The organism is Streptomyces sp. NPDC003077 (genome assembly GCF_040611095.1).
Classification (GTDB): Bacteria; Actinomycetota; Actinomycetes; order Streptomycetales; family Streptomycetaceae; genus Streptomyces.
On record NZ_JBEXNM010000096.1, the window covers coordinates 16,192 to 28,012 of the forward strand.

Genomic DNA, 11,821 nt, shown 5'->3' on the forward strand with positions numbered 1-11,821 from the left:
CGCGGTCCGAGGCGTGTGCGCGGCGTTCACAGCGGCCTCCCGGCGGTCCGGAGCGCGGTCACCGTCCGTCGTGTGCTCACAGCAGCCCCCTGGCGGTCCACAGTTCGGGGAAGAACCGGTGCTCGCTGACGCGCCGCAGCCAGGCCACCCCGCGGGTGCCGCCGGTGCCGGGCTTGGAGCCGATGATCCGTTCCACGGTCAGCAGATGGACGGCCCGCCACCGGCAGGCGCCCTCGGCGACGTCCATCAGCGCCTCGGCCAGCAGGAACGCCGGGTCGGTGGGGTCGGCGGCGCGGTAGACGTCCGCCCAGGCCCGTTCGACGGCCGGGCTGGGCTCGTACGGGAGGGAGACGTCCCGGCCCAGGTGCGCGGCCGGGATGTCCGCGCCGCGCCGGGCGAGCAGCGCGAGCGCCGCGTCGTAGACGCTGGGGGAGTGCAGCGCCTCGTGGACCGCCTCGCGCACGCCGGGGACGTTCCGGTGCGGGCGGGCGAGTTCCGGGACCTTGTTGCCCAGGACGTATTCCACCATCCGGTACATGTAGGACTGGAAGCCGGAGGCCTGCCCCAGGTGGTCGCGGAAGGCGTTGAACTCGGTCGGGGCCAGGGTGCTCAGCACGTCCCAGGAGCCGACCAGGAGTTCCAGGACGCGCCGGGTGCGGCGGAGCGCCCAGACGGCGTCGGGGACGCGGTCGTCGTCCAGGAGGCCGCGGACCCGCACCATTTCCTCGTACACCAGCTTGAAGAGGAGTTCCTTGACCTGGCCGAGGATGTAGAACGTCAGCTCGGACGGGGCGTCGGAACGGGGGTGCTGGAGGGACAGCAGGATGTCGATGCTCTGGTAGTCGATGTAGGGGGTGCTGCCGCCCTTGAAGTCGACGAGCGGGGTGCCGCCGGTGTCCGCGGCGGTGCGGGCCCGCTCGTCGTCACTGCCGGTGCCGAGGTCCGGGGGCGTCAGGTCGGGGGATGTACTGCTCACTGGTCTCCTTTTTGTTTTTCCTTCTCCTGTGGTGCTTCCTTCTCCTGTGGTGCTTTCTTTTCCGCACAGGGCGGCACGGTTCTTCACAAGGCGGCACGGGTCCGCGTCACGATGTCTCACCTTCGGGGGAATGTGTCTTCCTGGTCGTCGCCGTCCCCCCAGCGCTCCCGCGCCCGGTCGAATACCTCCGCGAACAGTGGATCGGGCACCGAACCCCGCTCATAGCGTTTCCCGTAACGCGCGCGATAGGCGGCGAACCATTCCGGACGGGCATTGAGGAACAGCACGTCGTGAAACGCCATGTGACGCAGCGCGAACATCGGGACCGGTGATCGCGACACCAGGAATTCCTCGTTGCGGCCGGCCCGCTCCGTGCACTCCGGGTGGAAGTGCCCGAGCATCAGGCCCTCCCTCGCGAACTCGGTCTTCATGCGCAGGTGCGTCTCGTCCAGCACGGCGAACCGGTCCGGGCCGATGCCGGGCAGCACGATCACCAGGGCGTGCAGGGTGCGGTTGCGGCCCGCCCATTCGATGCCGTGAAACGTCTCCCGCATTCGGCGTACGAGGGCCACCATGCCTTCGGTGTCCACCGCGGGATCGACGTCCCATTCCCGGACGTCCAGCGTCCCCGCGTTCATGGACGGTTCGACGAACGGGCACACCGCTCCATTCCTGCCGATCTCCTCGTGCGGTTGGGTGAGATAGTCCGTGAACCATTGCTGGGCGATGTCGAGTGCTGTTGGGCAGTACTGAGATGTCACGCCGACCCCCGTCCGGCTTTTCGCCGCTCTGCCGTCCCGTCTGTTCCCTGCCGTTCCGTTCGTTCTCGCCCGTACCACCATGTGATCGTGCGATTCCGGCAGGTTCAGACTTCCTTTTGGTGGACGACGCACGGGAGGCGCTTCCGCGACAAAGGGAAGATCGGTTTTGCGGGTGAATCGGGATATTCATCCCGTTATGCCACGCATGGGGATCTTGCTGCGATGTGCCCCTGAAGCGTCCGGCGTGCCCCTTGACAAGCCGTCATGGCGACGAACGGATCGGGCCACCGGCCGCTGGCCGACTTCTTTCCTTGTCGTTGTACGGCGTATCTGTTAGAGACCCGGCCGCACGACGCGACAATGAGGGCCGCCGCGCGTCCGCATCGGCCCGCTGACGGAATTATTCGCTTGTTCCTTCATTCACATAGGTATGAAGTCACTGAAGAGAGCCTGCCCACGATGATTCTCGCCCGCCGCCTCGTCCACCTCTACGCGGGGCTCGCGCTCTTCGGTGTCAGCGCCGCTCTCCAGGTCCGCGCCGACCTCGGCCTCAGCGCCTGGGACGTCTTCCACCAGGGCGTCTCCCGGCTCAGCGGGCTCTCCATGGGCGTCGTCGTGATCATCGCCTCGGTCGCCGTCCTGCTGCTGTGGATCCCGCTGCGCGAGCGGCCCGGGCTCGGCACCCTGTCCAACGTCGTCCTCGTCGGGCTCGGCATCGACGTCACGCTGCGCCTGGTGCCCACCCTCCAGTCCATGGGTGTCCGGATCCCGCTGCTCCTGGGGGCCGTCGTGCTCAACGGCCTGGCCACCGCCCTGTACATCTCGGCCCGCTTCGGGCCGGGTCCGCGCGACGGGCTGATGACGGGCCTGCGGCGGCGCACCGGCCGGTCCACCCGGCTGGTGCGCACCGGCATCGAGGTCACGGTGCTGCTGCTCGGTTTCCTGCTGGGCGGCTCGATCGGCGTCGGCACGCTGCTGTACGCGCTGGCCATCGGGCCGCTCATCCAGTTCTTCCAGAGGTGGTGCGCCCTTCCCGAACCGCCGGAGAAGCCCGTCGTGGCCCCCGCCCGCGCGGACTGAGGCGGGCCGGGGCGCCGCCCCGCCCCGGGCGCTCGCGGACCCCTCGCTTCCGCGGGGCCCGGCGGAGCCGTCCGAGGACCCCGGCCCGGCCCGCCTCGACCCGGTCCCGCCGCAGGTCGGCGCGGGTCGCGGGAGTCGGACGGCCGTCCATCCGTTGATTGTCACAGGTGGTCAGTAGGGTGGTGGTCATGGCAGACCCCAGCAGCTATCGACCCAAGCCGGGAGAGATCCCCGACTCGCCGGGGGTCTACAGGTTCCGTGACGAGCACCGCCGCGTCATCTACGTCGGCAAGGCCAAGAGCCTGCGCCAGCGGCTGGCCAACTACTTCCAGGATCTCGCGGGCCTCCATCCGCGCACGCGCACGATGGTCACGACCGCCGCCTCGGTGGAATGGACGGTCGTCAGCACGGAGGTCGAGGCCCTCCAGCTCGAATACAGCTGGATCAAGGAGTACGACCCCCGTTTCAACGTCAAGTACCGCGACGACAAGAGCTATCCCTACCTCGCGGTGACGCTGAACGAGGAGTTCCCGCGCGTCCAGGTGATGCGCGGCGCCAAGAAGAAGGGCGTGCGCTACTTCGGCCCGTACGGACACGCCTGGGCCATCCGCGAAACGGTCGACCTGCTGCTGCGCGTCTTCCCCGTACGCACCTGCTCGGCCGGCGTCTTCAAGCGCTCCGCCCAGATCGGCCGCCCCTGCCTGCTCGGCTACATCGGCAAGTGCGCGGCCCCTTGCGTGGGCCGGGTCTCCGCCGAGGAGCACCGCGAACTGGCCGAGGACTTCTGCGACTTCATGGCCGGGCGCACCGGCGCGTTCATCCGCCGTCTGGAGCGGCAGATGACGGAGGCCGCCGAGGAGATGGAGTACGAGCGCGCGGGCCGGCTGCGGGACGACATAGCCGCGCTGAAGCGGGGCATGGAGAAGAGCGCCGTGGTGCTCGCCGACGCCACCGACGCCGACCTGATCGCGCTCGCCGAGGACGAGCTGGAGGCGGCCGTCCAGATCTTCCACGTCCGCGGCGGCCGGGTGCGCGGCCAGCGCGGCTGGGTCACCGACAAGGTCGAGGCCGTCACCACCGCCGGCCTCGTCGAGCACGCCCTCCAGCAGCTCTACGGCGAGGAGCGCGGCGAGGCCATCCCCAAGGAGGTGCTGGTCCCGGCGCTGCCCGAGCCGGTCGAGCCGATCCAGCAGTGGCTGAGCGACCGCCGCGGCGCCCAGGTCTCGCTGCGCGTCCCGCAGCGCGGCGACAAGAAGGACCTGATGGCGACGGTCCAGCGCAACGCCCAGCAGGCGCTGGCCCTGCACAAGACCAAGCGCGCCTCCGACCTGACCACCCGCTCCCGCGCCCTGGAGGAGATCGCCGAGGCCCTGGGGCTGGACACCGTCCCGCTGCGCATCGAGTGCTTCGACATCTCCCACCTCCAGGGGCAGGACGTGGTCGCCTCCATGGTGGTCTTCGAGGACGGCCTGCCCCGCAAGAGCGAGTACCGCCGCTTCCAGATCAAGGGCTTCGAGGGGCAGGACGACGTCCGCTCCATGCACGAGGTCGTCGGGCGCCGCTTCAAGCGCTACCTCCAGGAGCGGCAGAAGACGGGCGAGTGGGAGGGCGACGGCGCCCCCGGTGCCTCCTCGGACGCGCCCGGCGCGCCCGCGTCCGCCGACGGCCTCCCCGCCGCCGCCGCGGATTCCGCGCACGCCACCCCCGCTCCCGCGCTCACCGCCCCCGCCATCCAGGACGACCTGGAGGCCGCCGGCCCCGCCGGTCCGATGGACGAGGAGGGACGGCCCAAGCGGTTCGCCTACCCGCCGCAGCTCGTGGTGGTGGACGGCGGGCAGCCGCAGGTGGCCGCCGCCCAGCGCGCGCTGGAGGAGCTGGGCATCGACGACGTCGCCGTCTGCGGCCTGGCCAAGCGCCTGGAGGAGGTGTGGCTGCCGGGCGAGGACGACCCGGTGGTGCTGCCCCGCAGCAGCGAGGGGCTCTACCTCCTCCAGCGGGTGCGCGACGAGGCCCACCGCTTCGCGATCACCTACCAGCGGAACAAGCGCGGCAAGCGGCTCAAGGCCGGGCCCCTGGACACCGTTCCCGGGCTCGGCGAGAGTCGCCGCCAGGCACTGCTGAAGCACTTCGGCTCCCTGAAGAAGCTCAGGGCCGCCACGATCGAGGAGATCTGCCAGGTCCCCGGGGTCGGCCGGAAGACCGCGGAGACGCTGGCGGCGGCGCTGGCCGAGGCGGCACCGGCCGCCCCGGCGGTGAACACCGCCACAGGAGAGATCATTGAGGATGACGGGGCCGTACCGGCCGCGTCGCCGGAGGCAGGGTCCCCAGGGTCCGCGTCTTCGGATGACGGGGCCGCGCCGGCCGCGTCGCCGGAGGCCGGGATCCCAGGGGCCGCGCCTTCGGAGGACAGGGCCGCGGCGGCCACGTCGTCATCGGAACGGGGGCAGGACCAATGAGCAGCAGCAGGACACCACAGCAGAGCACGCGGCCCGGCGACACGCGGCGCGCGGCGCCGACGGCGGGCCCGCGGTACGACATCGAGAGCGACGGTACACAGGTGAGTACGGGCACGATCCGTGAGTCCGATCCGGGGGAGAGCGCCGCGATCCCCGAGCTGGTGATCATCTCCGGGATGTCCGGGGCCGGTCGCAGCACGGCCGCCAAGTGCCTGGAGGACCTCGGCTGGTTCGTGGTGGACAACATCCCGCCGGAGCTGATCCCGCCCATGGTCGAGCTGGGCGCCCGCTCGCAGGGCAACGTGGCCCGGATCGCCGTGGTCGTCGACGTCCGCGGACGCCGGTTCTTCGACAACCTCAAGCAGTCCCTGGCCACCCTGGACGCGCAGAACGTCAAGCGCCGCATCGTCTTCCTGGAGTCCTCCGACGAGGCCCTGGTGCGCCGCTTCGAGTCCGTGCGCCGCCCGCACCCCCTCCAGGGCGACGGGCGCATCGTGGACGGCATCGCGGCCGAGCGCGACCTGCTGCGCGAGCTGCGCGGCGACGCCGACCTGGTCATCGACACCTCCAGCCTCAACGTCCACGAGCTGCGCGCCAAGATGGACGCCCAGTTCGCCGGCGAGGAGGTGCCCGAGCTGCGCGCCACCGTCATGTCCTTCGGCTTCAAGTACGGCCTGCCGGTGGACGCCGACCTCGTCGTGGACTGCCGCTTCATCCCCAACCCGCACTGGGTGCCCGAGCTGCGCCCGTACACGGGCCTGAACGACGAGGTCTCGGGTTACGTCTTCAGCCAGCCCGGCGCCAAGGAGTTCCTGGACGGGTACGCCGACCTGCTGAAGATCGTTGCCGAGGGCTACCGCCGCGAGGGCAAGCGGTACGTGACCATCGCCGTCGGCTGTACGGGCGGCAAGCACCGCAGCGTCGCCATGTCGGAGAAACTGGCCCGCCGCCTGGTCGGCGAGGGCGTCGAGACGGTCGTCGTGCACCGGGACATGGGGCGCGAGTGACCGGCCGCACACCGCGGCTGCGCCGCGTCCGCAACCTCGTCCCCAGTGGCCGCCGCCGCGCACACAGGGGCACCACCCCCAAGGTCGTCGCCCTCGGCGGCGGCCGGGGGCTGTCCGCCTCGCTCGCCGCGCTGCGCCGGATCACCGGCGACCTGACCGCCGTGGTCACGGTCGCCGACGACGGCGGCTCCAGCGGGCGGCTGCGCGACGAGCTGGGCGTCCTGCCGCCCGGCGACCTGCGCAAGGCGCTGGCCGCGCTGTGCGGCGACGACGACTGGGGCCGTACGTGGTCCAAGGTCATCCAGCACCGCTTCACCAGCGAGGGCGAACTGCACGACCACGCCGTGGGCAACCTCCTGATCGTCGCCCTGTGGGAGCAGCTCGGCGATCACGTCCAGGCGCTGGACCTGGTCGGCAAGCTGCTCGGCGCGCACGGCCGGGTGCTGCCCATGTCGGCCGTCCCGCTGGAGCTCCAGGCCCTGGTCAAGGGCCACAACAAGGGGCGCCCGGAGGAGATCTCCACCGTGCGCGGCCAGGCCACCGTCGCCCTGACCCGGGGCGAGGTGCAGTCCGTGCACGTCGTCCCGGAGGACCCCCCGGCCGTCCCGGACGCGGTGGCCGCCGTGAGGGACGCCGACTGGGTGGTCCTCGGCCCCGGCTCCTGGTTCTCCTCCGTCATCCCGCACCTTCTGGTGCCGGAGCTGCTCCAGGCCCTGGAGGAGACCCAGGCCCGCAAGGTGCTCTCCCTGAACCTCGCCCCCCAGCCGGGCGAAACCGATGGCTTCTCCCCGCAGCGTCATTTGGAGGTTTTGGCCCGACACGCCCCTAAACTCGCCTTCGACGTGGTGCTGGCCGACGAAGCCGCCGTGCCCGACCTCGAAGGGCTGTCCGCGACTGCCAAGCAGTTCGTGGGCAGCGAGGTCGTGCTGGCGGCGGTCGCCGCGCGCGACGGTTCCCCACGACATGACCCGGAGCTGCTGGCAGCCGCGTACGACCGTATTTTTCGGATGCATGGAAGGATCGGCCCATGGCGATGACGGCAGCGGTGAAGGACGAAATCTCCCGGCTCCCCGTCACCCGGACCTGCTGCCGGAAGTCCGAGGTCTCGTCGATCCTGCGGTTCGCGGGCGGACTCCACCTCGTCAGCGGGCGCATCGTGATCGAGGCGGAGCTGGATACCGGCAGCGCGGCCCGGAGGCTGCGCAAGGACATCCTGGAGATCTTCGGCCACTCCTCCGACCTGGTGGTGATGGCCCCCGGCGGCCTGCGGCGCGGCAGCCGCTTCGTCGTCCGGGTGGTGGCCGGCGGCGACCAGCTCGCCCGTCAGACCGGCCTGGTGGACGGCCGCGGCCGGCCCATCCGGGGCCTGCCCCCGCAGGTGGTCTCCGGGGCCACCTGTGACGCCGAGGCCGCCTGGCGCGGCGCCTTCCTGGCGCACGGATCGCTCACCGAGCCCGGCCGCTCCTCCTCGCTGGAGATCACCTGCCCCGGGCCGGAGGCGGCGCTCGCCCTGGTCGGCGCGGCCCGCCGGCTCGGCATCGCCGCCAAGGCCCGCGAGGTGCGCGGGGTGGACCGCGTCGTGGTCCGCGACGGCGACGCGATCGGCGCCCTGCTCACCCGTTTGGGCGCACACGGATCGGTGCTCGCCTGGGAGGAGCGGCGGATGCGCCGCGAGGTGCGGGCCACCGCCAACCGCCTCGCCAACTTCGACGACGCCAACCTCCGCCGCTCGGCCCGCGCCGCCGTCGCGGCGGGCGCGCGCGTCCAGCGGGCGCTGGAGATCCTCGGTGACGAGGTCCCCGAGCACCTCGCCGCGGCCGGCCGGCTGCGCATGGACCACAAGCAGGCGTCCCTGGAGGAGCTGGGCGCCCTGGCCGACCCGCCGCTGACGAAGGACGCGGTCGCCGGCCGCATCCGCCGCCTGCTGGCCATGGCCGACAAGCGCGCGCAGGACCTGGGCATCCCGGGCACGGAGTCCAACCTGTCGGACGAGATGGCCGACGGCCTGGTGGGCTGAACCGGGACCGGCGGGGCCGGGACGGGGGTCTCCGGTCCCGGGCCGCCCGCGGCCATTCGGCCCCGCCCGCATCTGAAGGCCGCGCCCCGGGCCGCCCGCGGCCATCCGGTGCCGCCCGTACCTGAAGGCCGCGCCCGGGCCTCCCGCGGCTACCCGATGCCGTCCGCGCCTGAAGGCCGCGCCCGGACCGCCCGCGGCCACCCGGCGCCGCCCCGTGCTCGGAGGCCCCATCTCGCACCCGCGCCGGGCCGCTTCCCGCCCTGCGCGCCCCACCCAGCCGCCGCCTGTTCACCCCAGCGCCCCGTACGCGCCACACCCTCGTCCCTCCCCTCCTCCTTTCTCGCTTCTCGCTCCCTCCCGCCTGTCAAATCCCGCCACGCACGGTATTGACATGATCATGTTGCGTCACAAATCTGTCGTCTGCCCATTCACGAGGTGGACGACAGCAAGGGGGGCACATGAGACGCAAGGCGAGATCGTTACTCGCGGCGGCTTCACTGCTGCTGGGGGGAGTCGCGGCGGTCCCCGTCGCGCAGGCGCAGGCGCAGCCGCGGCCGGACGACGGCAAGCGCATGGCGGGCGACGCCGTGGACACCTGGACCGCCGAGGTCACCCGGGCCCAGGTGCCGCTGCTGCTCCGGGCCGGTGTGGACGGCCACGAGCTGGGCGACCGGGTGCCGGCCAAGGGCACCGCGAAGGTCGAGCTCTACCTGACCGGCGACCAGGCGGAGAAGCTTGGCGACCAGGGCGTCGAACTCACCCGCAAGCAACTCTCCGAGGCGGCCCGCAAGCGGGTCGAGGCGGCCGGCGACGGTGTCTTCCGGTCGTACTACGGGGCGAACGGCCTGGCCAAGGAGATCACCGACACCCACAAGGCGTACCCCGGCCTGACCAAGGTCATCAGCATCGGCAAGACCGTCAAGGGCCGGGACATCCTCGCCCTGAAGCTCACCAAGGACGCGAACAAGAGCGCCGACGGCGACAAGCCCGCGGTGCTGTACCTGTCCAACCAGCACGCGCGCGAGTGGATCACGCCGGAGATGACCCGCCGGCTGATGCACCACTACCTGACCAACTACGGCAAGGACCAGCGCATCACCAAGCTCGTCGACAAGGCCGAGCTGTGGTTCGTCCTGTCGGCCAACCCGGACGGGTACGACTACACCTTCGAGAGCCCGCAGACCCGGCTGTGGCGCAAGAACCTCCGGGACAACAACAACGACGGCAAGATCACGCCGGGCGACGGCGTCGACCTCAACCGCAACTTCTCCTACAAGTGGGGCTATGACAACGAGGGCTCCTCGCCGGACCCGGCGAGCGAGACCTACCGCGGCCCGGGCCCCGGCTCGGAGCCCGAGACCAAGGCGCTGGACGCCTTCGAGAAGCGCATCGGCTTCCGTTACGGCATCAACTACCACTCCGCCGCCGAGCTGATCCTCTACGGCGTCGGCTGGCAGGTGGCCACCCCCACCCCGGACGACATCCTGTACCGCGCGCTCGCCGGCACCCCGGAGAATCCGGCCGTCCCCGGCTACCGCCCGCAGGTCTCCTCCGAGCTCTACACCACCAACGGCGAGGCCGACGGCCACGCGGCCAACGTCAACGGGATGATGATGTTCACCCCGGAGATGTCGACCTGCGCCACCGCCTCCCGCGTCGACCCCAACGACCAGTGGGACCCGGCCGACTGCCAGTCCGTCTTCAACTTCCCGGACGACGAGAAGCTGATCCAGGGCGAGTTCGCCAAGAACGTGCCCTTCGCGCTGTCGGTCGCCGAGACCGCGCTGCACCCGGACCAGCCCTCCTCCGTGGTGGGCCTGGAGGCCCCCGACTTCACGACGGACCCCTTCACCACCTCCTACGCCCGCGGCGAGGACCAGGAGGTCGCGGTCACCGCGCGCAAGTCCGTCCGGGACAAGGAGCTGAACTACCGGATCAACGGCGGCCCCCGGCAGACCGAGGAACTGCGGCCCTGGAAGGGCGGCGAGACCTACGGCGGCGAGGACAACATCCGCTTCGACCAGTACCGCGCGAGCGTCGAGGGCGCGGACGTGGGCGACAAGGTCGAGGTCTGGTTCACCGGCCGCACCCGGGCGGGCAAGCCCACGGCCAGCAAGCCCTTCACCTATACCGTGGCCGAGCGGCCCCGCGCGGACACCCTCGTCATCGCCGAGGAGGGCGGCACCACACCGGCCCGGCACGGCGCCACCTACCTGAAGGCGCTGGCCGACACCAAACACAAGGGCGTCGTCTGGGACGTCGCCACCAAGGGCGCGCCGCACGCGCTGGGCGTCCTCAAGCACTTCGAGAACGTCATCTGGTACACCGGCGCCAACCGGCCGGGCGGCGCCACGCTGCTGGCCGTGCGCGACTACCTCAACGAGGGCGGCAAGCTCGTCAACGCCGGTGAGCGGGCGGGCGGCGAGTCGGTCGTGGGCCCGGCGCTGACCGACGACTTCGGCCAGTACTACCTGGGCGCGGGCAGCCGGATCTCCCTGAAGTCCCCGCCCGCCTTCCAGGGCGCGGGCAAGCTGGCGGGCACCCAGGCGGCCCTCGGTGACGCGACCGGCAACCCGCTGGACGCCGCGGGCGCGTACACCGTCATCTCCGACGAGCTGCCGCCGGCGCAGTTCCCGCAGTTCGCCAGCGCCGCCGCGGGCACGTACCCGGGCGTCCGTACTCCCTTCCAGCCGTACGAGGGCGACTACTTCGCCGCGGCCAAGCACAGCGACAACGCGTACATGCGGCTGGCCCGCACGGTCGACCTGACCGGCGTCACCGCGGCCGACAAGCCCACCCTCCAGTTCCAGCTCAGCCACGACACCGAGAACGGCTACGACAACGCCGTCATCGAGGCGCACACGGTGGGCCAGGACGACTGGACGACGCTGCCCGACGCCAACGGCGGCACCAGCACCGAGGTCCCGGCGGAGTGCGCCGAAGGGTTCTACGTCAACGCCCACCCGTTCCTCAAGCACTACCTCACCGTCGGCGGGACCGCCTGCCAGGCCACCGGCACCACCGGCGCCTGGAACCGCTTCACCGGCTCCTCCGACGGCTGGCGCGCGGTCTCCGTGGACCTGTCCGCCTACGCGGGCAAGCGGGTCGAGCTGGCCATCGCCTACGTCACCGACCCGGGCACCGGCGGGCGCGGCGTCTTCGTCGACAACGCCCGGATCGTGACCGGCGGCACCAGTGAGCCGGTCGAGGGCTTCGAGACCGGGCTCGGCCCCTGGACCGTCCCCGGCCCGCCGGCCGGCAGCCCGGGCAACGCCACCGACTGGGCCCGCTCGCCGGAGCTGTTCCGCTCGTACGCGGCGGTCACCACGCGGGACACCGTGCTCCTGGGCTTCGGCCTCGAACACGTGCAGAACGCCGCACAACGGGCGAAGCTGCTGGATGCGGCATTGCACGCATTGGAGGACTGATCACTCTCCGTGCATCCGCGGTGATCGAGTGGTGGGGGGCCCCCCCCGGGGGGGGGGTTTGTTAGGGGGCCCCCCCGCCGACCGCGAACCAGGGGT

At 71.6% G+C, this 11,821-nt stretch carries 8 protein-coding genes; 6 read left to right on the forward strand and 2 right to left on the reverse strand.

The window, feature by feature from the left end; translation table 11 throughout:
• Positions 1-76: 76 nt before the first annotated feature.
• Positions 77-976, reverse strand: coding sequence for a tryptophan 2,3-dioxygenase family protein (locus ABZX96_RS35405; protein WP_355552833.1), 900 nt, complete (start codon positions 974-976; stop codon positions 77-79).
• 116 nt (positions 977-1,092) lie between these two features.
• Positions 1,093-1,737 (reverse strand): DUF6875 domain-containing protein, encoded by a 645-nt coding sequence (locus ABZX96_RS35410; RefSeq protein ID WP_355552835.1) that lies wholly within the window; start codon positions 1,735-1,737, stop codon positions 1,093-1,095.
• 459 nt (positions 1,738-2,196) lie between these two features.
• Between ABZX96_RS35410 and ABZX96_RS35415 the strand changes: the two genes are divergently transcribed.
• From ABZX96_RS35415 to ABZX96_RS35440, 6 genes are all read left to right on the forward strand, one after another.
• Positions 2,197-2,817 (forward strand): hypothetical protein, encoded by a 621-nt coding sequence (locus ABZX96_RS35415; RefSeq protein ID WP_355552838.1) that lies wholly within the window; start codon positions 2,197-2,199, stop codon positions 2,815-2,817.
• Positions 2,818-3,005: 188 nt separating this feature from the next.
• Positions 3,006-5,273 carry an excinuclease ABC subunit UvrC gene (uvrC, locus tag ABZX96_RS35420; RefSeq protein ID WP_355552841.1) on the forward strand — a complete coding sequence of 756 codons (2,268 nt, stop codon included), beginning with the start codon at positions 3,006-3,008 and terminating at the stop codon, positions 5,271-5,273.
• Positions 5,270-6,280, forward strand: coding sequence for an RNase adapter RapZ (rapZ, locus tag ABZX96_RS35425; RefSeq protein ID WP_355552844.1), 1,011 nt, complete (start codon positions 5,270-5,272; stop codon positions 6,278-6,280). The genes uvrC and rapZ overlap by 4 nt, the downstream gene beginning before the upstream one ends.
• A complete protein-coding gene (gene yvcK, locus ABZX96_RS35430) occupies positions 6,277-7,317 on the forward strand; it encodes a uridine diphosphate-N-acetylglucosamine-binding protein YvcK (RefSeq protein ID WP_355552847.1) in 1,041 nt (346 codons plus the stop codon). Before rapZ ends, yvcK begins: the two co-directional genes overlap by 4 nt.
• Positions 7,308-8,297: a DNA-binding protein WhiA gene (gene whiA / locus ABZX96_RS35435; protein ID WP_355552849.1), complete on the forward strand. Its 990-nt coding sequence runs from the start codon at positions 7,308-7,310 to the stop codon at positions 8,295-8,297. Before yvcK ends, whiA begins: the two co-directional genes overlap by 10 nt.
• 458 nt (positions 8,298-8,755) lie before the next feature.
• Positions 8,756-11,725, forward strand: a complete 2,970-nt coding sequence (locus ABZX96_RS35440; RefSeq protein ID WP_355552852.1) for a M14 family zinc carboxypeptidase — start codon at positions 8,756-8,758, stop codon at positions 11,723-11,725.
• Positions 11,726-11,821 lie beyond the last annotated feature (96 nt).